Below are 22,504 nucleotides of genomic sequence, written 5' to 3' on the forward strand. Positions count from 1 at the left end.
CGGGAGAGTCGGTTCGTTCCGGTAGTTTCTCGCTCGAGTCGCTTCTGGAATGACCGCCGAATCTCTCTTATCGGGTCAGTGACCGCCGGAGACGAGGTGAAGGCCGACGATCCCGACGACGATGACGCCGATGAACGCGATCCGGGCGAGGGTGGCCGGTTCGTCGAACAGGACGATTCCGAGCGAGGCCGTTCCGACGGCCCCGATACCGGTCCAGACCGCGTAGGCCGTGCCAACGGGGAGGTCTTCGACGGCCCGAGCCAGTAGTACCATACTGATACCGAGGGCGACGACGGTGCCGAACGCTGGCACCGGTTTCGAGAGTCCGTCGGAGTACTGGAGACCGATCGCCCAGCAGATTTCGAACAGGCCCGCGACGAGCAAGAGATACCACGACATTTTCGCTACGAAGTCTCGGCGCAGGATGGCTATAGATTCCGTTATCCATCGGGTCGTCGCAGATCCGGTCTCCGATCGAAAGACGTGCGAAGTGCAGCGGAGCTATCACCGCTCTCGTCGTCGGTTACCCGCGGACGGAACCGGCCGCGTCCCGTCCGTCGCTGGGACTGGCGCTCTCGTCCGGGTGGTACTCCCCGATCACGACGTTCACCGATGCGCCGACCAGCAGGACGAACGCGGTGCCGTAGAGCCAGACGAGCAGGAGGATGACCGCGCCGAACGTGTCGTAGGTTCCGACGGTGTCGACGAGGTCCGCATAGATCCCGAAGATGATCTCGAGGACGACCCAGCCTGCGGCGGCGATGACGGTCCCGGGAAGGGCCTCACGCGCCGAGACGTCCAGATCCGGGAAGACGTAGTAGACGGGGAAGAACGAGACGACGAGTCCCCCGAATAACACGATCGGGGTCAGTCCTATCACGACGGGGTGGTCGACCGCCGCCAGCGTGGCCGTCGCGAGACTGGTACCGACCGTGGCGATCGTGATGGCGACGGCGACGACGAGGCCGTCGACGAGTTGCTCGCGGAGCGAACTCTCCGTCCTCCCGTACAGTTCGTCGAACGCGATATCAAGTCCGCGAAAGATGCGCACCATGCCCCACAGCAGCGATGCGACCCCGATAAGGGACGCGCCGGCACGCTCCGAGGCGTGGGTCAGCGCCTCGTAGACTAACCCCCGTCCGGCGGGACTGAGGTGATCGCGGGCCATCCTCACGACCTGGTCGGTCAGATACTCGTTGCCGACCGCACCCACGACGATCAACAGGAGGAGCAAGAGCGGGAGCAGGGAGAGGAACGCCGCGTGGGCGATACTGCCCGCCATGAACGCCACGTTTTGTTCGCGAACCACGACGACCACGTCTCGAGCGACGGAGCGGATCCGTCGCAGGTCCATAACGGACGGAGGACTGGGGTCACAAAAAGCGCGGCGCTGGCACTCGCCATCCGCCGGCGACCCGACGGGTGTCGATCGGTTGCGGAACCGCCGCTCCTCGAGCGCCATCGGAACCGTTTTGAGCCGATAGGACAGTCGTTACCACGATGCACGAAGCAGACTTCGACGTAGCAGGGAAAACCGCCATCGTCACCGGCGCGAGCCAGGGAATCGGACAGTCGATCGCGGAGACGCTCGCGGCCGGCGGCGCGAACGTCTCGATCTGCTCGCGGTCGATGGACCGCGTCGGCCCGGTCGCAGATGGAATCAACGATACTGACGACGCGGGCGAGGCGCTGGCCGTCGAGTGTAACGTTCGCGAGCGCGATCAGGTCCAGAACCTCGTCGACGAGACGGTCGACGAGTTCGGCGACGTCGATATCCTCGTCAACAACGCCGGCGGAGAGTTCGTCGCGGCGTTCGAGGACATCTCGGCCAACGGCTGGCAGACCATCGTCGACCTCAACCTCAACAGCACGGTCCACTGTACGCAGCTCGCAGGCGAAGTCATGCGCGAGGGCGACGGCGGCGTCATCATCAACATGTCCAGCGTCAACGGCCAGCACGCCGCGCCCGGCGAGAGCCACTACGGCGCGTCGAAGGCGGCGATCATCCGGCTGACCGAGACGCTCGCCGTCGAATGGGCCGAGGACGGCATCCGCGTCAACTGTATCGCGCCCGGCCTGATCCAGACCCCCGGCGTCGCCGAGACGCTCGGCATCGACAGCGATGACATGCCGCCCCGCGAGGAGACCGACCGCCGCATCGGCTACGGGGAGGACATCGCCGACGTCGCGCAGTTCCTCGCCAGTCCCGCCGCTTCCTTCATGAACGGCGAGACCGTGACGGTGAAGGGCGTTCCGCGAGCGGGGAATTCGACGGCGCAGGACCTGGGCCTCGAGGACTGAGGACTCGAACCCTGCCGACCCGCTCGAGTCACGGCGGTGTCACACGGGACGGAAGACCTAACCAGCCGCCGCCTCTACCTGTATCCAGCACAGCGGACGCGTCGGAACCGATCGCCGCGCCGACGCCAAATCATCATGAGTGACGAGAGTACCCACCCCCAGGACGACACCGACATCCTCCAGTTAGACGAGGACACCGTCGCCCGCATCGCCGCCGGCGAGGTCGTCGAACGCCCCGCCAGCGCCGTCAAGGAACTCGTGGAGAACAGCCTCGACGCCGACGCCTCGAGCGTCGACGTCACCGTCGAGGAGGGCGGCACGGAGCTAATCCGGGTCGCCGACGACGGAACGGGGATGTCCGAGGCGGACGTCCGCGCGGCCGTTCGCGAGCACACGACGAGCAAGATCGCCGGGCTCGAGGACCTCGAGTCGGGCGTCGCCACGCTCGGCTTCCGGGGCGAGGCGCTGCACACGATCGGCTCGGTTTCGCGGATGACGATCCGGTCGCGGCCCCGCGAGACCGACGGCGCGGGGACGGAACTCGTCTACGAGGGCGGGGACGTCGTCTCGATCGAGCCGACGGGCTGTCCGGCGGGAACGACGGTCGAAATCGAGGACCTCTTCTATAATACGCCCGCTCGCAGAAAGTTTCTCAAGACGACGGCGACGGAGTTCGCCCACGTCAACCGCGTCGTCACGCGCTACGCGCTCGCGAACCCGGACGTGGCGGTCACGCTAACCCACGACGGCCGCGAGGTGTTCTCGACGACGGGACAGGGCGACCTCCAGGCCGCCGTCCTCTCGGTCTACGGCCGCGAGGTCGCCTCGTCGATGATCCCCGTCGAGGCCGGCGGCGACGAGCTTCCGCCGGGGCCCCTGGAATCGGTCTCCGGCCTCGTCTCCCATCCCGAAACGAACCGCTCGAGTCGGGACTACCTCGCGACGTACGTCAACGGCCGGGCGGTGACCGCCGACGCCGTCCGCGAAGGGATCATGGGCGCCTACGGCACGCAACTGGGCGGCGACCGCTACCCCTTCGTCACGCTCTTCCTCGCGGTGCCCGGCGACGCAGTGGACGTGAACGTCCACCCCAGAAAGCGGGAGGTGCGCTTCGACGACGACGACGCGGTCCGCCGGCAGGTCGACGCCGCCGTGGAGTCGGCGCTGCTCGAGCACGGTCTGCTCCGATCCGGTGCGCCACGCGGTCGGTCGGCGCCGGGCGAGGCGCGGGTCGAACCCGGCAGCGGTCGCGGGACCGAACCCGACCCGGACAGTCACGAGACCGCCACGCTCGAGCGCACCAGCGAGGCTGCGAGGCAGTCCGACGGTTCGAGCGACGACGGGAACGATCCCGTGGACTCGGCTACCGAACGGGCGGACGCTGTGACGGACGACGCGCCGTCAACCGACGCGTCCGCGACGCCGAGCGCGGATTCGGGGACCGATTCGCAGTCACCGACCGGGGACGGCTCGGCGGCGGCCAGTCGACCGACGGCAACGCCGCGGAACGAACCAGCGACGGACGCGACGGACGCCACAGATGCGACGGATGCGACAGGTTCGACGGGCGTGGCGGAATCGAGCACGGATCCAAATCCCGACGCGGACGGCGATGAGTCGCCCGGCTCGACGGAGACGGAGAGCGCCTCGAGGACGGAACGAGGCCGCCGCGCCGAGTCCGACGCCGAACGCAAATTCGCCGCGGCGACCGAACAGCGGACGCTGGCCGGCGAGGCCGCGACGGGGGAGCGATCCGAGTTCGAGTCGCTGCCGTCGCTGCGACTCCTCGGCCAGCTCCGCGACACCTATCTGGTCTGCGAGGCGGCCGACGGACTCGTCCTGATCGACCAGCACGCCGCCGACGAGCGGGTCAACTACGAGCGCCTGCAGGCGGCCTTCGCCGACGATCCGACCGCGCAGGCGCTCGCGGAGCCCGTGGAACTCGAGCTGACGGCCGCCGAGGCCGAGGCGTTCGAACACTACCGAGAGGCCCTCTCGCGGCTGGGTTTTTACGCCGACCGAATCGACGATCGGACGGTCGCGGTGACGACCGTGCCGGCGGTGCTCGAGGAGACGCTCGAGCCGGATCGGCTGCGGGACGTCCTCGCATCGTTCGTCGCGGGCGACCGCGAAGCGGGCGCCGAGACCGTCGACGCGCTGGCCGACGAGTTCCTCGGCGATCTGGCCTGTTATCCGTCGATCACGGGGAACACCTCGCTGACGGAGGGCTCGGTCGTCGACCTGCTGTCCGCGCTCGACGACTGCGAGAACCCCTACTCCTGTCCGCACGGTCGACCGGTGATCGTGCAGTTCGACGAGGCGGAAATCGAGGACCGGTTCGAGCGGGACTATCCCGGCCACGGCGGATAGGTTTGAACTGGGAGTCCTCCGACCGAGACGGTTCCGTCGTCTGACAGCCGATCTCGAACCGTCGCTTCGGGGGACGCGTCTCCCCGTCGGGGAAGCGTAAGTATGTGCGGTATATACGTAAATTTAATATTCCGGCACGCCCCCTCATCACACGGACCAACGATTCATCTCGTGTGTTTGCGCCCCGACGATGTCGGAATCGCCCGAACCGGACGCCCGTTCTGCCGCGGAGCGTCCCTCGTTCTCTCCGTCGCGGCCGCGCGGAACGCACCGCAGTGGAACGTGTCCCCACCTGAGACAGATGACCGAAGATACCACATCCCCGACATACGGACCCGAGCCGTCGCACCGAGCGAAACGCGACCAGCAGGACGAATCATCCGAGATCTGCGTATAATGGCTCCCGAGCAAAACGTACGGTCCGTTCGTATCGTGTGTGACGAGTGCAACTTTTCGAAGGAAGTAACGAAGAACGGGGAAAAATCCGCGGAAGTGATTCGGGAACACGGTCGAGAAACGGGCCACAAACTCTCCGTCGAGGATCCTGACGACGCCGCGTAGAGACGGGGAACGGATCGCTCTCCGTCGGAACGGTGACTCGCTCTCCGTCGAACGACCCGTACTATTCCGTCGAAACGCGTCGAGAAACGGAGAAACACCCTTACGCGTCGCGGTCAGTCACTCTGTTATGATCCCGCCCATCGCGAACCGGTTCGTCGCGGGTGACTCTCCTGCGGAAGCACTCGAACACGTCCGCCAGCTAAACGACCAGAATGTGAAGGCCATCGTCAATCTGCTGGGAGAACACTACGACGATTACGACCCTGTTGCGGCCGACGCCGCCGAGTACCGCCAACTCGTCGCCGACATTGCTGGCTCGAGGCTCGAGGCCTGCATTTCAGTCAAGCCATCGCAACTCGGATTGGATATCGGCGAGGACGTCTTCCGCTCCGAGCTAACGGCGATCGTCGACGCGGCGGCCGATCACGGCGTCTTCGTCTGGATCGACATGGAGGACCATACGACGACCGATGCGACGCTGGACGCTTTCGAGACGGTCGCTCGCGAGCAGGGAGGGGGCGTCGGCGTCTGCGTCCAGGCGAATCTCAGGCGGACTCGAGCGGACGCACGCCGCCTCGCCGACGTTCCAGGGAAAGTCAGGTTCGTGAAGGGCGCGTACGATCCGCCGGCCGACGTCGCGTACGCGGACGGAGCGCGGGTCGACCGGGAGTACAGGACCCTGCTCGAGTACGCGTTCGAACACTACGACGGCGGGATCGCGGTGGGGAGCCACGATCCGGCGATGCTCGAGTACGCGACGGCGCTCCACGAACGCCACGGTACCGCGTTCGAGGTACAGATGCTGATGGGCGTCCGCGAGGACACCCAGTACGAGTTGGCCGAGGCGTACGAGGTCTGGCAGTACGTCCCCTACGGCGAGCGCTGGAAGTCCTACTTCTACCGTCGGGTTATGGAACGGCGGGAGAACCTCCGGTTCGCGCTCCGGGCCGTCCTCACCGGATGATCGACGCTCGAGATCAAAGGATAGTCTAAAGGCGAACGGATCCATCGTGAGGAACGTATGACGACGACGCTCGGAACGGCGAGCGCGGGGCCCGGCGAGATGGATACGGGCCGTCTCGAGGTCGGCGAGACGCGAGACGGGAGCCCGTTCGGGCTCCCGGTCGCCGTACTCAACGGCGCGACTTCTGGAGACACGCTCTACGTACAGGCGGTCAGTGACGGCGACGAACTCAACGGCGTCGGCGTGATCCAGCGCCTCGTGCCAAGGCTCGATCCCGCCGAACTCTCGGGCACGATCTTGATCGTCGGGATCGTCAACTACCACGCGTTTCAGGTGGCCGAACACCGCAACCCGATCGACGATACGAAGATGAACCGGGCCTATCCCGGCAACGAGAACGGGACCTCGAGCGAGCGGATCGCGGCCGCGACGTTCGATGTCGCGACCCGAGCGGACATGATCCTCGATCTCCACCAGGGGTCGACCAGCCGGATGCTGGACGAGGTCCGGGTCCGATGCGGAACGCGCCACCGCCTCTACGACGAGTGTCTCGAACTCGCGAGAGTCTTCGGTTGCGGGCACATTCTCGACCAGAAGGGACCGGACGGACAGTTGGCCCGCGCCGCGCCGAACGAAGGGATCCCGACCGTCGACCCCGAACTCGGCGGTGCCGTCGGCTGGGATGAAGAGAGCATTCGAAAGGGGGTCGACGGCGTCTTCAACGTCCTTCGGTACTACGGCTACCTCGAGGAGGACGCGGACGTGGAGCGACAGGTACGGGCCAGCGGCTTCGAGCAGTACGGCGCTCCCAGCGGCGGGCTCGTCGACCTCCGGAAGGAGCTGGGCGATCGAGTCGCGAGCGGCGAGACGCTGTTCGAGGTGACGACGCCGTTCGGCGAGCCGAAGTCGACCGTCACCGCCAACAGCAACGGCATCCTCTGGCGGATCCGTCGACTCCCGCAGGTCGCGACCGGTGAATACGTCTGTTCGGTCGGAACCGACATCGACACCGTCTGACCATGCCATCTGATCTCACGTGTCCCGACTGTGGCACCCGCTACGACGCCGGACCCGACGAGCCGTGGCGCTGTGCGTGCGGCCGCGGCCTCGAGTTCACGGAACGACCCCACCCGGAGGGCGATCCGCTCCCGCTGCACAGTTTGGACACGAGTGAGGGGCTGTGGACCTTCTTCGAGTTCCTCCCGATCGAGCAGCACGTCACGTTCTACGAGGGGTTTACGCCGATGGTCGACGCCCCCGAGTGGGACGCGCAGTTCAAACTCGAGTACGTGTTTCCGACGGGATCGTTCAAGGACCGCGGCGCGACGACGACCCTCTCGCGGGCCGTCGAACTCGGCGTCGAGAAGGTCATCGAGGACTCATCCGGGAACGCGGGTGCATCGATCGCGACCTACGCGGCCCGCGCGGGGCTCGAGGCGGACATCTACGTGCCGGCGGACGTCAAACAGTCGAAGCTGATGGCGATCCAGCGGGCCGACGCGCGCCCCGTTCGCATCGAGGGGACTCGAGAAGACGTCACCGCGGCCTGCCTCAGGGCCGTCGAAGGCCGCTCGAACGATGATGCCGTCTCGGCCGGCGACAGCGACGCACCCCATCAGACGGGCGAGGGGTGGTACGCCAGCCACGCGTGGAACCCCGCGTTCTACGCCGGGACCATGACGTTCGCGTTCGAAGTGGCCGCCCAGCAAGGATGGACCGTTCCCGACGCCGTCGTCCTTCCCGTCGGCCACGGGACGCTCTTCCTCGGTGCGTACCGCGGCTTCAGCCTCCTGAACGAGGCCGGCATCGTCGACGGAATGCCTCGCCTACTCGGCGCGCAGGCAGCCGGTTACGCGCCCATCGTCGCGGCACTCGGCGGCGAGACGACCGACGAGGACGGCGACGGGACGACTATCGCCGACGGGATTCGGATCACCGAACCGGCCCGCGGCACCGAGATCCTCGAGGCGATCGAGGAAACCGGCGGCGACGCGATCGCGATCGGCGGCGACCGGATCGAGACCGCGCTGGACCGACTCCACCGCAACGGATTCTACGTGGAGCCGACCTGTGCGGTCGCGCCGGCGGCCCTCGAGCGATATCGCGAGGACGGGGTCGTCGCCGATGACGACGACGTCGTCGTGCCGCTGACGGGAAGCGGATTCAAAACACTTTGAACGGTCCGGTCCGAGAAACCGGATAGATGGTCAGTCGACCGCCGACGTTCTGCCCCGACTGTGGCACCCGACTCGAGTCGATCACGTTCGACGACCGCGAGCGCATGCGGTGTCCGAACTGCGCGGCGATCGTCTGGCACAACCCGGTTCCCTGTGCCGGCGTCGCGGTGGTCGACCGATCCGGTCCGGATTCCGCCGTCCTCTGCGTCGAGCGCGGCGTCCCTCCGGGCGTCGGCGAGTGGACGATCCCCGGCGGCCACGTGGAGATCGGTGAGGAGCCCGCGGCGGCGGCCGCCCGCGAACTCGAAGAGGAGACGAGCATCGTCGTCGATACCGACGACCTCGAGATCCTCGCCGCGTCGGCGATGCCGCCCCGGGAGGGCAAACACGTCGTGACGGTCCACTACGCGGCCGATCGGGTTGACGCCGAGGGGGTGCCGGCGGCCGGCAGCGACGCCACGGACGCCCGGTTCTGGACGCCGAGCGAGTTCGGCGCCTCGAGCGAGACCTTTCGCCCGGTCCACGAGGAGCGGTTCCGCGAGGCCGCCGCCTCGTTCGAGTGAGGGCTGGCACTCGAGAAGCGGACGGATTCCGTCGAATCGAGGCGACGCGGGATCAGGGGATTCATTAGCGGCCCGGCCCAGATTCGGACGATGAGCACACCGTCGTTCGCCATGGGAATCGCCGGCGGCACGGGAGCCGGGAAAACGACGGTCGCACGCACGGTCGCGGAGACCGTCGGCGAGGCGGTCACGCGGATCCCGATCGACAACTACTACGAAGACCTCTCGCACCTCGCGTTCGAGGAACGCCGGGAGGTCAACTACGATCACCCCTCCGCGTTCGAGTGGGAACTGCTCCGGGAGCAACTCGAGACGCTGCTGTCGGGCGAGCCGATCGAGATGCCCCAGTACGACTTCGAGGTGCACAACCGCACCGACGAGCGCGTCACCGTCGAGCCCTCCGAGATCATCGTCCTCGAGGGAATTCTCGCGCTCCACGACGAGGAAATACGGGATCTCCTCGACCTGCGGGTGTACGTGATGACCGACGCGGACGTCCGCATTCTGCGCCGGATCGAACGCGACGTCATCGAGCGCGGGCGCGACCTCGAGGGCGTCATCGATCAGTACCTCGAGACGGTCAAACCGATGCACGAACGATTCGTCGCGCCGACGAAGAAGCAAGCCGACGTGATCATTCCCGAGGGCGCGAACCGGATGGCGATCGACCTCCTGATCGAGAAGGTGCAGGCCGAACTCCCGGAGGGCTCGAGAGGGCTCGACGTCTCCGACCGTGAGCTCGCGTTCAACGATCGAACGGTAGACTGACCGCGTTTCGGTTCCAGTTCCGGTTTGACTCTGCGAGACAACGCGCCGAGACGAAACCCGACATTCCTTTACTCGAGCCCTGAATACGGGCGGGTATGTTCCTCTCCCTACGCGCGGAGGTCGAAGACGCCCTCGAGGGGGCGCTCTCGACGCTGGACTTTCCCACGGACGATCTGGGGATCGAAGAGCCGCCGGACGACGTCGAGAGCGTCCTCGCCTCGAGCGTGGCGTTTCGACTGGCCGGCGAGGCCGGCGCACCGCCGCCGCAGGTCGCCGGACAGGTCGCCGACGAGATCGACGCCGACGAGCTGACCTACGTTTCGGACGTACAGACGCAGGGTCCCTACCTCAATTTCCTGCCGAGCGACGCCTACTTCGCCGAGACGCTCGAGACGGCGACCGGCGACACCTACGGCAGTCTGCCGGATCGGGAGGAGTCGATCGTCGTCGAGCACACCAGCGCGAACCCGACGGGACCGGTCCACGTCGGCCGCGCCCGGAACCCGATCATCGGCGACGCCGTCTGTAACCTGCTCGAGTACGCCGGCTACGACGTCGACCGGCACTACTACGTCAACGACGCCGGCCGGCAGATGGCCGTCTTCGCTTGGGCCTACGAGACGTTCGACGAGGCGGAGCTAGACGAGCCGCCCGAGCGCGATCGGATCGAGTACGACCTCGTGCGCTACTACCGCAAGGGGAACGCCTACCTCGAGAACGCGCCCGACGCCGAGGTCGAAGCGGCCGAAGCCGAGATCGAGTCGATCATGCAGGGCCTCGAGGCGGGCGACGACGAGGCCTACGAGCGGGTCAGCGAGGTCGTCGATCAGGTGCTCGGGGGTATGACGGAGTGTCTCGCGCGCCTGCCCGCCGAGTTCGACGAGTTCGTCAAGGAGACGCGGTTCATGCGAAACGGCGCGACCGACGACCTCGTCGACCGCCTGAAGGAACTCGACGAATCGGTCTACGAGGAAGACGCCTGGCAGCTCGAGCTCGAGGACCACGGCATCGACAAAAACCTCGTCTTCCTGCGCTCGGACGGTACCTCGCTGTACGCCACCCGCGATCTGGCCCACCACGAGTGGAAGTTCGACGAGTACGACCGCGCGGTGACGGTGCTGGGCGAAGACCACAAGCTACAGGCGAAACAGGTCCGGACGACCCTCGAGTTGCTGGGCAACGAGACCGACCAGCTCCGACAGGTGCTCTACTCGTACGTCAACCTTCCCGAGGGGAAGATGAGCACGCGACAGGGCACCGGCGTCGATCTGGACGATCTGCTCGATGAGGCGATCGATCGCGCTCGAGACGAGGTCGAGGACCGCCTCGACGACCGCATCCGCGACGACGATCTGGAGGAGGCCGACATCGAGCGCATCGCCCATCAGGTCGGGATCGGCGCGGTCCGCTACGACATCGTCTCCAAGCAGCCCACGAAGGCGATCACCTTCGAGTGGGACCGCGCGCTGGACTTCGAGGCACAGTCAGCACCCTACGTCCAGTACGTCCACGCGCGGTGCTGTGGGATTCTGGAAGAGGCCGGGCTCGATCCCGAGACGGCCCTCGCCGAGCAAGACGTCGAACTCGAGGCCCTCGACGCCGATCTGCTCGAGACCGAAGCCGAACGGGACCTCCTCGAGACGATCGCGCGGTTCCCGGCGGTCGTCGACGAGGCCGCCGACGACCTCGAGCCCCACCAGATCGCGACCTACACCCGCGAGTTCGCCGACCGGTTCAACGGCTTCTACCGGGAGTGTCCGGTGCTCGCCGACGATGTCGACCCCGACGTACGGGAGGCGCGGCTCGCGCTGGTCGCCGCCTCGAAACACGCGGTTGCCAACGCGCTATCGATTCTGGGCGTGGCCGCACCGCGCTCGATGTAGGATCGCGGTTCGACGATACGCACAGCTACGCGGTCAGTCGGGTTCCAAAAGAACGGGATGTCACCAGGCGGTCGCAACGGAACCGCTACTGCGTCTCGTCGACGGTATCGAGGACGCGATCGACGAACTCGTCTTCGTCCATCTCGTCGTTTATGAACGCGAGCGCCCACTGTACGTCGACGTAGAACGACATCACCTTGGCCCCGTCTTTCTCGAGCACCCAGGTGACGCTCTTGACCGCGGCCGCGAACGCCTCCGGGTCGGAGATCGCGCGAGTGATGTCGTCGGCGAGCGACTCGAGTTCGGCCATCAGTGCGTCCGGGTCGGTGGTCGTCGTCGTCGCGACGATATCGACTTTGTCACCGTCTTTGTTGACGTCCTTGATCGAGACCTTCTCGCTGTCGATCTTCAGCTTGTCCGGATCGAGACCGGGGATGTCGGGTTCGTCGGAGCCGTCAGACCCGTCGGTTCCGTCGCTTCCATCGTCGCCGTCGTCTCCGAGCGACTCATCGTTGTCGTCGTTCGAGTCGGACTCGTCGCCGGTTTCGTCGCTCGAACAACCCGCGAGCATGGTTGCGAGTGCTGCGCCACTGCCGAGGAGGATTTTTCGTCGCTCCATGGGCGAGGCATCGAGAACCGCCGTGATTAGTAATCAGTTCGTTACTATCTCGGACGCTGAAACGCCGTCGTTTCGACTCGAGAACGGACGGAGAGCGGGTTGTAGCGGTTCTCTATATCGATAACGATGACGATACCGACCGGTCAGACGCCACGTAATCCGTTGCACGCTGTCGGAGTATCACCATTCCACCCCCCGCCGACGGAATCCCGTCCGATCGGCAAAACGGCGGGATAAACAGTGAGTTCGGGAAGGAATCGGCGGTTCAGGCGGTGCCTACCGCCGGAAATCGTGTGTTCGACGGGGACGATCGCTCGTCAGGGATCCGATTCGGCTTCCGTGATCGCGCTCGAGACGTCGTCGTGTGCCGCCTCGCGCTCGTCGGTATCGCCCGCATCCTCACCGCCGTCCGTACCGTCATCGTCGTCCGCATCGCTACCGCCGCCCGCATCGACCTCGTTACCGCCATCCGCGTTCGGTTCGGCCGCCGGTCGTTCGGCGTCTGTGGACGCGGTATCCTCGGCACCGTCGCGGTCGGGCTCCGGGATGTCGATCTCGATCCCGGTCAGATCGGCCGCCAGGCGGCGGTAAGCGACGGCGGCGGGCCCGCCGGGCTCGAAGACGACCAGCGGCGTCCCGGCGTAGACGCTGTCACGAGCCGCGGGATCCTCGGGAATCGTCCCGAGGAGGGGAACCTGGAGCCGGTCGGCGAGTTCGTCGTGGGAGACGTCGCCGTCCGGTCGGGTGCGGGTGAGGACGAGGCCGGCGATCTCGCCGCCCGCGCGGTCGGTCAGCTCGATCGTCTTCTTCGTGTCGTGAACGGCGGCGGGTTCGGGCGTCGAGACGAGGACGACGGCGTCGGCCAGTCCCAGGGGGAGGACGGTCTCGTGGCTGATACCGGCTCCGACGTCGAGGAAGACGTAGTCGAATCGTGATCGCAGTTCCTCGACGACGTCGCGCAGCCCCTCGGGAGAGGTTTCGGCGTACTCGTCGAGGCTGGTTCCGCTCGGGACGGCGACGATGTTGTCCGCGAGTCGGTAGGTAGCGTCGTCGATCGATGCATCTCCGGCTAACACGTCGTGAAGGGTGGTCGAGTCGGGGGTGAGGCTGACGAACCCGGCGAGATTCGCCATGCCGAGATCGACGTCGACGATGGCGACGCGCTCGCCGGCCTCTGCGAGGGCCGTGCCGAGGTTGACCGTCGTCGTCGTCTTCCCGACGCCGCCTTTCCCGCTCGCGATGGCGTAGACCGTCTCATGAGACATACTCGGATACTGTCCGGACCCTAGAACGGCACCACCTTAAATCGTGACCACACCTCCCGCGTCGTTACAGTGGGAGATCACGTCGGCGACGGTGTCCCGCGCGTTCCGCTTCGACTCAGTTTCGACCCGCGTCGACGGGCCCGTGACGACCACTCGCCGGCAGTCAGTACTCTCGTCATCGATCGGCACGCGGTCCCACGTCGGCCGGTGTGTCAAAGGATTCTTACCCACAGCCCCGTTTTATACGGCTAATGAGCCAGGAGGGCGAGCAGGAGCACTCGGACCGGAAAAAGTACGAGTTCCGAAAGGTCATCGAGGACCTCAAGGACTACGACGGCTCCGGTACGCAGCTCGTGACGATCTACATTCCCGACGACAGACAGATCAGTGACGTCGTCCAGCACGTCACACAGGAACACAGCGAAGCGGCCAACATCAAGTCCAAACAGACCCGAACGGCCGTCCAGGACGCGCTGACGAGCATCAAAGATCGACTCCGCTACTTCGACACCTTTCCGCCGGACAACGGCATCGTGCTCTTCTCCGGTGCCGTCGACTCCGGCGGCGGCCGCACCGAGATGGTCACGAAAGTCCTCGAGAGCCCGCCCCAGCCCATCGAGTCCTTCCGCTATCACTGCGACTCGGACTTCCTGACCGAGCCGCTCGAGGAGATGCTCGCCGACAAGGGCCTCTACGGGCTGATCGTCCTCGACCGCCGCGAGGCCAACGTCGGCTGGCTGAAGGGCAAGCGCATCGAACCGGTCAAGTCCGCCTCGTCGCTGGTCCCCGGCAAGCAACGAAAGGGTGGCCAGTCCGCCCAGCGATTCGCCCGCCTGCGCCTCGAGGCGATCGATAACTTCTATCAGGAGGTCGCGGGGATGGCGAACGACCTGTTCGTGGCGCGACGCCACGAACTCGACGGGATTCTCGTCGGCGGGCCCTCGCCGACCAAAGACGAGTTCCTCGACGGTGACTACCTCCACCACGAACTGCAGGACTCCGTCCTGGGCAAGTTCGACGTCGCCTACACCGACGAATCCGGCCTGTCGGACCTCGTCAACAACGCCGAAGACGCGCTCGCCGACGCCGAGGTGATGAAGGACAAGAAGGAGATGGAGAAGTTCTTCGAGGAACTCAACGCCGGCGATCTCGCGACCTACGGCTTCGAGCCGACCCGCCGGAACCTGATGATGGGGTCGGTCGACCGCCTCCTGATCAGCGAGGATCTCCGGAAGGACGTGATTACCTACGACTGTCCCGACTGCGGTACCACCGAGCGCGAGGTCGTCGAGCGCCGGAAATCGACGCCGACACACTCCTGTACCGAGTGTGGCACCGAGGTCGAGGCGACCGACGAGGATCGCGAGGACGCCATCGACCACCTCATCAATATCGCCGAACAGCGCGGCACCGAGACCAAGTTCATCTCGACGGACTTCGAGAAGGGCGAACAGCTTCTCAACGCCTTCGGCGGTTTCGCCGGGATTCTGCGGTACTCGACCGGCGTGTAAACTGTCCCATCTACTCGCTGCTGTGCTCTCGTCGCCCGATCATCCCGGTGACGGTGTAGGAGAGGACGATCTCACCGGTTTGATTTACCACCTCGATATCGTTCTCTACGTATCCGCGGCGTGGCTCGCTCTCGGAGCGGCGTTTGCCCGCGACCGTTGCCCGAACGGACAGTGTATCGCCCGGCCTGACCGGCCGTTGCCAACGGAGTTCATCAGCCCCGCGGCCACCCATTCCGGCGTTCTCTCGGAGATAATTATCGACCAGCATTCGCATCGATATCGCGGCGGTGTGCCACCCCGATGCGACTAACTCACCGAACGCAGACTCCGTTGCAGCGTCCTCGTCGGTGTGAAACGGCTGTGGATCGTACTGTTCGGCAAACTCGATGATCTCCTCTTTCGCGACGTGGTACTCTCCAAATTCTCTGGTCGTTCCGACCTCGATATCCTCGAAGTAGCGCATCGCCAGTGAAAACGAAGGTCGCTGCAAAAAGAATAGCGACGGACGGGCACCGGTACCGACGGTCCCTTCGCTTCGATACCGGCCGATTATCCTCGCTGCCCTCGAGCCGCGTTCCCCGTCCGTCGAGCGCTGACTTCACCAGCACGAACGGAACGCTGGGCTCGCCCAGCGCAACGATCACTCCGACCGCTGCACACGAAGGCGGTACCTGGAGCGAAACACAACTACTTACCCCCCAGTCGGTGAATCACCGGTCATGTCCATCTCGAGCCAAAACATACTCGTCACGGGCGGTGCCGGATTCATCGGCTCGCACCTCACCGAGCGCCTGCTCGCGGACGGCACTGACGTAACCGTCGTCGACGACCTCTCGAACGGCGACCGCGACCGCGTCCCCGACGACGCCGAGTTCCTCGAGGCCGACCTCACCGATCCCGATGCTCTGGAAGGCCAGCTCGAGAACGTCGACCTCGTCTTCCACCTCGCGGCGTCGAAACACGTCGATACGGACCGCCCCCACGGCCAGTTCGACGACAACACGCGGATGACCCGCAACATCCTCGAGGCGATGGCCGACGCCGACGTGACCGAGATCGCCTACACCTCCTCCTCGACGGTCTACGGCGAGGCCCCGCGGCCGACGCCCGAGGACTACGCGCCCCTCGAGCCGATCAGCGCCTACGGGGCGAGCAAACTCGCGGATGAGGGCTTGCTTTCCGCGCGGGCGCACAGCCACGACCTCACCGTCTGGAACTTCAGATTCGCGAACGTCGTCGGTCCGCGCCTCCGCGGGGCGGTGATTCCGGATTTCATCGAGAAACTGCAGGACGATCCTGACCACCTGACGATCCTCGGCGACGGCCGCCAGGAGAAGTCGTATCTCCACCTCGAGGACTGTCTCGACGCGATCCTTCACACCGTCGAGCACGCCGACGACCCGATGAACACCTACAATCTGGGCACGCGCACGACGACCTCGGTCGACCGGATCGCAGCCATCGTCGCCGAGGAACTGGGGGTCGATCCCGACCACGAGTACACCGGGGGCGAGCGGGGCTGGACCGGCGACGTGCCGAAGATGCGCCTCTCGATCGAGAAGCTCTCGGCGCTGGGTTGGGAGCCCCGCCTCTCGAGCGACGAGGCGGTCCGTCGTTCGACGCGCGAGATCATCGAGGAGCTACGCTAAGCGGGGTGATCGCGCCGAATCCGTTCGAGGAAAACGGACTCGAGAGCGACCGTCGACCCCGTTCGATCGGGTTTTAGGTGGGCTTAAATATCTGGGTCTGAGAGTGGCTGGTATGACCGACGGTGGCGGGGACTCGGCGTCGCGGGATGCCGATCACGGATCGAACGCGGGGGATCCCGCCAACAGCGACCAGCCCGGGAGGATTACAGCGGCGCTGACCCGCCGGCGGCTGACGATCGGGGGGACGATACTCGTTCTTCTCGGCCTGCTCGTCGCCCTTCGGGACGTCGATCTGGGGACCGTCGTCGCCGAGATGTCGACGGCCGATCCGCGGTTGCTCGGGGCCGCGATCGTCGTGTACACCGCCTCGTGGCCGCTTCGCGGTCGCCGGTACAGCGACGTGGTGGACGCGATCGGCCACCGAGGCGGCACCGCGTTCTGTACGGCGGCCGTCTTCGTCAGCCAGACGGCCAACCTCGCGATTCCGGCGCGGGCGGGGGACGCGGTACGCGCGTACGTAATGCGTACCCGTCGCGAAGTACCCTACACCGCGGGGTTCGCGTCGCTGGCCGTCGAACGGGTGTTCGATCTGGCGACGATCGCCGCGCTCGCTGGACTCGCGACGGCGTGGCTCGCACTGAGCGGCGCGGCCGGACCGCTCGAGATCGCCGCCGAGGCCGGCGGCGCGCGAACGGCCCTCGTGGCCGCGGTAGCCGTGAGCACGGCGACGGTCGGCGTCGGGTTCGTCGTCGTCACGTCCGCTCGTGCGGACCACGGACTGGCCGGGTGGCTCCGGGACCGGACCGTCGGTCGGCCGCGCCTCGAGGAGATGCTCGAGGCCGCGCTCGGATTCGCGGGCGACGTACAGGTCGTCGCTCGACACCCGAAAGCGCTGGCGACGATCGGAGCGGAAAGCCTGCTGATCTGGGTGCTCGACGTGCTCACGGCGGTCCTCGTCCTCGCGGCACTCGATAGCGGGCTCGCCGTCGGGCCGCTGCTGGCCGTGGGGACGCTGGCGGTCAGCGTCGGAAACCTCGCGAAAGTCCTCCCGCTGTCCCAGGGTGGCGTCGGGCTCTACGAGGCGGCCTTTACGGCGCTCGTGGTCGGGCTCACGCCCGTCGGTGCGAGCACGGCGCTGGCGGCGGCGATCGTCGATCACGCGCTGAAAAACGGCGTGACGCTGCTCGGCGGTGCCGGTTCGGTCGCCTCGCTGGGAATTTCGCTATCGGACGCGGCGGAGTCGGATGCGGAGGCGACGCGGGAGACCGGTAACTTTTTAGGCTCGCCTAAAAGATAGGCGAGCAATGAGTCAGGATATCTGCGTAATCGTCCCGACGATCCGGGAGTACGAGTGCATGCGGTCGTACTTCGGGAACGCGCGCAACCACGGCTTCGACCTCTCTCGACTGCACGTGGTCCTCGTCACGGAGGACTTCTGTGAAACCGATGCGATGGAAGCGATGCTCGAGGACGAAGGCGTCTCGGGCGAGGTTTTCGACGGGAGCCGACGCGAGGAGTGGTACGACGCACACGACGTTTCGGAGTACGGCCACGTCGTCCCGGCGGCGAGTCACGCCGAGACGAGCTTCGGCCTGCTTTACATGTGGGCTCACGACGAGTTCGACTACGGATTTTTCATCGACGACGACACCCTCCCCCACGAGGATCAGGACTTTTTCGGCGATCACATGGAGAACCTTGCCTTCGAAGGCGAGATAGAGGCCGTCTCCTCCGACGAACAGTGGGTCAACGTTCTCTACCAGAACGCAGACGTTCACGGGCTCTATCCGCGTGGCTACCCCTACTCGGCGATGGACGAGACGGTCGAGACCGGGACGGCCGAAATCGACGGTGGCGAGGTCGTCGCCTCGCAGGGACTCTGGACGAACGTCCCCGACCTCGACGCCGTCCGCATCCTCATGGACGGCGACCTCGAGGGACAGGCGCAGACCCGAACCTCGAGCGACGACTTCGGTGACGACTTCGTCGCGGCTCGCGACAACTATCTCACCGTCTGCTCGATGAACCTCGCCTTTCGCCGCGAGGTGATCCCCGCGTTCTACCAGCTTCCCATGGACGACAACGAGTGGGAGGTCGGCCGCTTCGACGACATCTGGTCGGGCGTCTTCCTCAAGCGCGCCTGCGACGTGCTCGGCAAGCGGATCTACAACGGCGGGCCGCTCTGTGAGCACAACAAGGCCCCCCGCAGCACGTTCGACGATCTCAACAACGAGGTCCCCGGGCTCGAGCTCAACGAACACCTCTGGCGCGTCGTCGACGAGGTCGGTTCGGACGCGGACGACTACGCCGACGTTTTCGAGGCGATGGCCGACGAACTCGCCGACGGCGACTGGTCCGAGTACAACAACGGCGCGTTCTTCAACCACGTGGGCGAACACATGCGCAACTGGCTCGAGTGTCTGTCAGCCCTCGAGCGGACTGCGCCCGTTGCGGGGAATCGACGCCTATAAGTATATTTAGGTTAGCCTAAACTGCATGACGAAGCAACACGATTTGACGGGTCGGCGGGCGTTTCTCGTCGGATCGACTGCACTCGGCACGGCGGGCCTGGCCGGCTGTATGGGCCTGATTGGGAGCGATGACGACGACGAGGACGACGAGAACGTCTTCAACCAGATCGGCTCCGGCCGTTCGGGGCGCGGTCAGCCCGGCGGCACGCCAATGTCGGAACTGCCGGACCTCGAGGGCGAACTCCACATCTACTCCGGGCGAAACGAGTTCCTCGTCGGGACGCTCATCAGCAGCCTCGAGGACCAGTACGACGATTTCGTCGTCGAAGGGCCTCGATACGCCGACTCCTCCTATCTCGCGAATCAGATCGCCGAGGCGGGCGCGGGAACCAACGCGGACGTTTTCTTTACGGTCGACTCGGCTGCACTCGGGGAGGTCGCGAGCGAGGGGATGTCCCGATCCCTCTCGGACGACGTCCTGGAGATGGTCCCCGAGGAGTTCCGGACCGACGAGTGGGTCGGAACCTCGGGCCGCATCCGAACGATTCCCTACAATTCGTCGGCGTTCTCCGAGAGCGATATGCCCACGAGCATCAGTGACTACGCCGACTTCGAGGGCGACCTCGGCTGGGCCCCCTCGTACGGCTCCTGTCAGTCGTTCGTGACCGCGATGCGCATCCTCGAGGGCGAGGAGGCCACTCGCGAGTGGCTTCAGAGCGTCGTCGACAACGGAATCACCGGGTACAACAACGAAATGGCCGTCTGTCAGGCCGTCGCGGACGGCGAGATCGACGCCGGGTTCACGAACCACTACTACATCCAGCGGGTCCTCGAGGGATCCCCGGACGCGCCGATCGAGACGGTGTTCACCGAGGGCGACGCGGGCGCGACGTTCGACGTCGCGGGCGCGACCGTCATCGAGAACACGGACAACGCCGAGCTGGCGGAGAACTTCGTTCGCCACCTCCTCTCGGCGGAAGTCCAGGAGTTCTTCGCGGTGGAAACGTTCGAGTATCCGCTGATCCCCGAGGCCGAACCGGTCGGCGAACTCCCGTCGGTCGACGATCTGAACGTTCCGGATATCGACCCGTCGGAGCTGTCCGATCTGCAGCCGACGCTGGACCTGATGCGCAGTATCGACGGCATCAGCATCTAATCCGACTCTCCTCGTGATTCGGGATCCGATTCGTCGATTTCGGTCGGGGAACGCGTTCGGTGAGCGGCCACGCCCCGTCCAGTTGGCCGCACTCGCCGTCGTCTGTCTCGCCGGCCTCGCCGTCGCGCTACTCGCGACCGAGCTCTTTCCCTATCACTCGAGCAACGACGACGAGGGGGTCTACCTCCTGCAGGCGGCCATGTTGCTCGAGGGACAGCTTACGCTCCGAGCCGGTGAGATCGCCGACGCGTTCCGGCCGTGGTTTTTCGTGCAGGACGGCGGTCGGCTCTACTCGAAGTACTCGCCGGTCGTCCCCGCGATGTACGCCGTCTCGATGGCGCTGTTCGGTGAGCCGCGGGTGACGCTCGTCGCCGTCGCGGTGGGCAACGCCGCCCTCGTGTACCTCCTCGGATCGATGGTGTTCGACCGATGGGTCGGCGTCGTCGCCGCGGCCGTCTTCGCCGCCGCTCCCATGACGCTCCTGACGTCGTCGGTGTTCCTCCCGTACGCACCGACGACGCTGCTGAATCTCCTCTTCGCTGCGTGGTACCTCCGCGGCGTCCGGGGCGGCCGACTCCGCAACGCGGTCCTGGCCGGCGCGGCGACCGGACTCGCCTTCTTCGCGCGGCCGTACACCGCCGTCCTGTTCGCGCTCCCCTTCATCTGTCACGCGGGCTGGTCGGTGCTCCGATCGGCTCGCGGACGCTGGTGGGAACGGGGACTCCGACCGCCGCCCGACCCCGTCCGACGAAACGGGCTCACCGCCGCGTTCGGGCTCGCCTTCGTCGGGCTGGCGCTCGCGTACAACGCCCGCGTGACGGGCTCTGCGCTCACGTTCCCGTACGCGGCGTTCGCGCCGCTCGACGGTCCCGGGTTCGGCCACCGCGAACTCCTCGATCACTCGCTGCAGTACACGCCGGCCGTCGCCTTCGAGGCGAACGCCGCCGCCCTCTGGTACTTCGCCACGCGCTGGTTCACTGCGGGACTGCTCGGAACGATCACCGCGTTGGCGGGACTCGCCGTGGCGCTGTGGCACTGGCTTCCCCTCCCCGGCACCGACGGCGAGCGCGGATGGCGGAGCGACCGGACCGCGGGCCTGCTGCTAGCCGGGCTCTTCCCCGCCGTCGTTCTCGGCAATTTCGCGTTCTGGGGCAACTACAACGTCCACGCCGGAATCGGCGATCCGACCACCGGCCTCCTCTCGAAGTTCGGGCCGTTCTATCACTTCGACCTGCTCGTGCCGCTCTCGATCTTCGCCGCGTTCGCCGTCGTTACGGGCTGGCGGCGGTGTCGCGATCTCGCGGTCCGAAACCGGATCGCGACGATCGCGTCGCCGCGGGCGGCTCGAGCCGTCGTCGTCGCCGCCTTCCTCGCGAGCGCCCTCGTCGCCGGCGGGGCGAACGCGGCCCTCCTCTCGGACCCGGTCGAGCGCAACGCCGTCCACACCGAGCGCTTCGAGTCCGCCTACGAGCCCGTCGAAGAGCGCGACCTCGAGAACGCGCTAGTCTTCCTGCCGACACCCTACGGCCAGTGGCAGAATCACCCCTTCCAGGCCCTCCGGAACGACGGCGGCCTCGACGGGGAGGTTGTCTACGCGCTCGAGGGATCCCCGGAACGGGATTTCGCCGTCCTCGACGCCTATCCCGATCGGGACTACTACCGCTACAGCTATCAGGGCGAGTGGACGGCGACGCCCGACGACGAGATCGTCGCCCAGCTCGAACCGCTCTCGGTCCGATCGGGCGAGCGACTCGAGGGTGAAACCACCGTCGGGATCGCAGATCGGGTCGATCGAGTGGTGGTTCGCCTCGAGAACGACGGCGAGGTCGCCGAGTACGCCGTCACTGGCCCCGACGGCGAGCACTCCGTGGCGTGGTCCCTCGAGCGCGCCGGCGGGAACGCCAGCGACGCGACGCAGAGCGCTCCCGAAGACCGCGGACTGGTTCGGCTGAACGGATCCGGGGACGATCCCGTCCCGTTCGACGGAGCCGACGAGATCGTGCTGACGGTCACGCAGGTCCAGCCGGAAGGCGCGACGTACACCTATCGGCAGGAGGTGACCGTCCGGACGACCGACGACGGCGTCGAAGCGATCTGGCCGCCCGAGCGGCGGGGCTGTCGGCTCGTCACCGATTGCGGCACCGAGGGAACCTACCTCCCCGACCGGCCGGAGACCCACAGTCGGTGGGAGACGTTCGAAACGCGACTCGAAAAGCGGGAGTCGGCGTCGTAGACGCGTTCCGGCT

General features: G+C 66.3%; 21 protein-coding genes. 15 read left to right on the plus strand and 6 right to left on the minus strand.

Features of this window, described 5'->3' with window-relative positions; all coding sequences use genetic code 11:
* Positions 1-75: 75 nt before the first annotated feature.
* Both LDH74_RS13625 and LDH74_RS13630 read right to left on the minus strand, forming a co-directional pair.
* The gene (locus LDH74_RS13625) at positions 76-399 is read right to left on the minus strand and encodes a multidrug efflux SMR transporter (RefSeq protein ID WP_226039257.1); all 324 of its coding nucleotides are present in this window, start codon (positions 397-399) and stop codon (positions 76-78) included.
* Positions 400-523: 124 nt separating this feature from the next.
* The gene (locus LDH74_RS13630; RefSeq protein ID WP_226039258.1) at positions 524-1,354 is read right to left on the minus strand and encodes a YihY/virulence factor BrkB family protein; all 831 of its coding nucleotides are present in this window, start codon (positions 1,352-1,354) and stop codon (positions 524-526) included.
* Positions 1,355-1,500: 146 nt separating this feature from the next.
* On the opposite strand from LDH74_RS13630, the gene LDH74_RS13635 reads away from it, so the two are divergent.
* The 9 genes from LDH74_RS13635 (at position 1,501) to argS (ending at position 11,587) form a co-directional block, all read left to right on the plus strand.
* Positions 1,501-2,301 (plus strand): glucose 1-dehydrogenase, encoded by an 801-nt coding sequence (locus LDH74_RS13635; RefSeq protein ID WP_226039259.1) that lies wholly within the window; start codon positions 1,501-1,503, stop codon positions 2,299-2,301.
* Between the two features lie 135 nt (positions 2,302-2,436).
* Positions 2,437-4,671 carry a DNA mismatch repair endonuclease MutL gene (mutL, locus tag LDH74_RS13640; protein ID WP_226039260.1) on the plus strand — a complete coding sequence of 745 codons (2,235 nt, stop codon included), beginning with the start codon at positions 2,437-2,439 and terminating at the stop codon, positions 4,669-4,671.
* 396 nt (positions 4,672-5,067) lie between these two features.
* Positions 5,068-5,232, plus strand: a complete 165-nt coding sequence (locus tag LDH74_RS13645; RefSeq protein WP_226039261.1) for a hypothetical protein — start codon at positions 5,068-5,070, stop codon at positions 5,230-5,232.
* Positions 5,233-5,359: 127 nt separating this feature from the next.
* On the plus strand, positions 5,360-6,196 hold the full coding sequence (locus LDH74_RS13650) for a proline dehydrogenase family protein (RefSeq protein ID WP_226039262.1): 837 nt from the start codon (positions 5,360-5,362) through the stop codon (positions 6,194-6,196).
* A gap of 57 nt (positions 6,197-6,253) precedes the next feature.
* Positions 6,254-7,213, plus strand: coding sequence for a succinylglutamate desuccinylase/aspartoacylase family protein (locus tag LDH74_RS13655; protein ID WP_226039263.1), 960 nt, complete (start codon positions 6,254-6,256; stop codon positions 7,211-7,213).
* Positions 7,214-7,215: 2 nt separating this feature from the next.
* Positions 7,216-8,373 carry a threonine synthase gene (locus LDH74_RS13660; RefSeq protein ID WP_226039264.1) on the plus strand — a complete coding sequence of 386 codons (1,158 nt, stop codon included), beginning with the start codon at positions 7,216-7,218 and terminating at the stop codon, positions 8,371-8,373.
* Between the two features lie 26 nt (positions 8,374-8,399).
* Complete coding sequence (locus LDH74_RS13665) at positions 8,400-8,936, plus strand: NUDIX domain-containing protein (RefSeq protein WP_226039265.1); 537 nt, start codon at positions 8,400-8,402, stop codon at positions 8,934-8,936.
* A 90-nt stretch (positions 8,937-9,026) separates the two neighbouring features.
* On the plus strand, positions 9,027-9,704 hold the full coding sequence (gene udk, locus LDH74_RS13670) for a uridine kinase (protein WP_226039266.1): 678 nt from the start codon (positions 9,027-9,029) through the stop codon (positions 9,702-9,704).
* Between the two features lie 95 nt (positions 9,705-9,799).
* Positions 9,800-11,587 carry an arginine--tRNA ligase gene (gene argS / locus LDH74_RS13675; protein WP_226039267.1) on the plus strand — a complete coding sequence of 596 codons (1,788 nt, stop codon included), beginning with the start codon at positions 9,800-9,802 and terminating at the stop codon, positions 11,585-11,587.
* An 85-nt stretch (positions 11,588-11,672) separates the two neighbouring features.
* On the opposite strand, the gene LDH74_RS13680 is transcribed toward argS, so the two are convergent.
* The 3 genes from LDH74_RS13680 to LDH74_RS13690 form a co-directional block, all read right to left on the minus strand.
* Positions 11,673-12,206: a hypothetical protein gene (locus LDH74_RS13680; RefSeq protein WP_226039268.1), complete on the minus strand. Its 534-nt coding sequence runs from the start codon at positions 12,204-12,206 to the stop codon at positions 11,673-11,675.
* Between the two features lie 317 nt (positions 12,207-12,523).
* Entirely contained in the window at positions 12,524-13,471 is a 948-nt protein-coding gene (gene minD, locus LDH74_RS13685) for a cell division ATPase MinD (protein WP_226039269.1), read from the minus strand.
* Between the two features lie 36 nt (positions 13,472-13,507).
* On the minus strand, positions 13,508-13,660 hold the full coding sequence (locus LDH74_RS13690) for a hypothetical protein (RefSeq protein ID WP_226039270.1): 153 nt from the start codon (positions 13,658-13,660) through the stop codon (positions 13,508-13,510).
* Positions 13,661-13,722: 62 nt separating this feature from the next.
* Between LDH74_RS13690 and prf1 the strand changes: the two genes are divergently transcribed.
* Positions 13,723-14,982: a peptide chain release factor aRF-1 gene (prf1, locus tag LDH74_RS13695; protein ID WP_226039271.1), complete on the plus strand. Its 1,260-nt coding sequence runs from the start codon at positions 13,723-13,725 to the stop codon at positions 14,980-14,982.
* 10 nt (positions 14,983-14,992) lie between these two features.
* On the opposite strand, the gene LDH74_RS13700 is transcribed toward prf1, so the two are convergent.
* A complete protein-coding gene (locus tag LDH74_RS13700) occupies positions 14,993-15,445 on the minus strand; it encodes a MaoC family dehydratase (RefSeq protein ID WP_226039272.1) in 453 nt (150 codons plus the stop codon).
* A 256-nt stretch (positions 15,446-15,701) separates the two neighbouring features.
* Between LDH74_RS13700 and LDH74_RS13705 the strand changes: the two genes are divergently transcribed.
* The 5 genes from LDH74_RS13705 (at position 15,702) to LDH74_RS13725 (ending at position 22,491) form a co-directional block, all read left to right on the plus strand.
* On the plus strand, positions 15,702-16,631 hold the full coding sequence (locus LDH74_RS13705) for an NAD-dependent epimerase/dehydratase family protein (RefSeq protein ID WP_226039273.1): 930 nt from the start codon (positions 15,702-15,704) through the stop codon (positions 16,629-16,631).
* Between the two features lie 112 nt (positions 16,632-16,743).
* On the plus strand, positions 16,744-17,928 hold the full coding sequence (locus tag LDH74_RS13710) for a lysylphosphatidylglycerol synthase transmembrane domain-containing protein (protein ID WP_226039274.1): 1,185 nt from the start codon (positions 16,744-16,746) through the stop codon (positions 17,926-17,928).
* A gap of 7 nt (positions 17,929-17,935) precedes the next feature.
* Complete coding sequence (locus LDH74_RS13715; protein WP_226039275.1) at positions 17,936-19,102, plus strand: alpha-1 4-glucan-protein synthase; 1,167 nt, start codon at positions 17,936-17,938, stop codon at positions 19,100-19,102.
* Between the two features lie 25 nt (positions 19,103-19,127).
* On the plus strand, positions 19,128-20,258 hold the full coding sequence (locus LDH74_RS13720; protein ID WP_226039276.1) for an extracellular solute-binding protein: 1,131 nt from the start codon (positions 19,128-19,130) through the stop codon (positions 20,256-20,258).
* 82 nt (positions 20,259-20,340) lie between these two features.
* The gene (locus tag LDH74_RS13725; protein ID WP_226039277.1) at positions 20,341-22,491 is read left to right on the plus strand and encodes a glycosyltransferase family 39 protein; all 2,151 of its coding nucleotides are present in this window, start codon (positions 20,341-20,343) and stop codon (positions 22,489-22,491) included.
* The last annotated feature ends 13 nt before the right edge of the window (positions 22,492-22,504 follow it).

It is taken from the genome of Natrinema sp. DC36 (assembly GCF_020405225.1).
Lineage (GTDB): Archaea > Halobacteriota > Halobacteria > Halobacteriales > Natrialbaceae > Natrinema.

Coding starts and splice junctions, on each gene's coding strand:
- LDH74_RS13625 (WP_226039257.1), bottom strand. CDS start 399: ATGTCGTGGTATCTCTTGCTCGTCGCGGGCCTGTTCGAAATCTGCTGG.
- LDH74_RS13630 (WP_226039258.1), bottom strand. CDS start 1,354: ATGGACCTGCGACGGATCCGCTCCGTCGCTCGAGACGTGGTCGTCGTG.
- LDH74_RS13635 (WP_226039259.1), top strand. CDS start 1,501: ATGCACGAAGCAGACTTCGACGTAGCAGGGAAAACCGCCATCGTCACC.
- mutL (WP_226039260.1), top strand. CDS start 2,437: ATGAGTGACGAGAGTACCCACCCCCAGGACGACACCGACATCCTCCAG.
- LDH74_RS13645 (WP_226039261.1), top strand. CDS start 5,068: ATGGCTCCCGAGCAAAACGTACGGTCCGTTCGTATCGTGTGTGACGAG.
- LDH74_RS13650 (WP_226039262.1), top strand. CDS start 5,360: ATGATCCCGCCCATCGCGAACCGGTTCGTCGCGGGTGACTCTCCTGCG.
- LDH74_RS13655 (WP_226039263.1), top strand. CDS start 6,254: ATGACGACGACGCTCGGAACGGCGAGCGCGGGGCCCGGCGAGATGGAT.
- LDH74_RS13660 (WP_226039264.1), top strand. CDS start 7,216: ATGCCATCTGATCTCACGTGTCCCGACTGTGGCACCCGCTACGACGCC.
- LDH74_RS13665 (WP_226039265.1), top strand. CDS start 8,400: ATGGTCAGTCGACCGCCGACGTTCTGCCCCGACTGTGGCACCCGACTC.
- udk (WP_226039266.1), top strand. CDS start 9,027: ATGAGCACACCGTCGTTCGCCATGGGAATCGCCGGCGGCACGGGAGCC.
- argS (WP_226039267.1), top strand. CDS start 9,800: ATGTTCCTCTCCCTACGCGCGGAGGTCGAAGACGCCCTCGAGGGGGCG.
- LDH74_RS13680 (WP_226039268.1), bottom strand. CDS start 12,206: ATGGAGCGACGAAAAATCCTCCTCGGCAGTGGCGCAGCACTCGCAACC.
- minD (WP_226039269.1), bottom strand. CDS start 13,471: ATGTCTCATGAGACGGTCTACGCCATCGCGAGCGGGAAAGGCGGCGTC.
- prf1 (WP_226039271.1), top strand. CDS start 13,723: ATGAGCCAGGAGGGCGAGCAGGAGCACTCGGACCGGAAAAAGTACGAG.
- LDH74_RS13700 (WP_226039272.1), bottom strand. CDS start 15,445: ATGCGCTACTTCGAGGATATCGAGGTCGGAACGACCAGAGAATTTGGA.
- LDH74_RS13705 (WP_226039273.1), top strand. CDS start 15,702: ATGTCCATCTCGAGCCAAAACATACTCGTCACGGGCGGTGCCGGATTC.
- LDH74_RS13710 (WP_226039274.1), top strand. CDS start 16,744: ATGACCGACGGTGGCGGGGACTCGGCGTCGCGGGATGCCGATCACGGA.
- LDH74_RS13715 (WP_226039275.1), top strand. CDS start 17,936: ATGAGTCAGGATATCTGCGTAATCGTCCCGACGATCCGGGAGTACGAG.
- LDH74_RS13720 (WP_226039276.1), top strand. CDS start 19,128: ATGACGAAGCAACACGATTTGACGGGTCGGCGGGCGTTTCTCGTCGGA.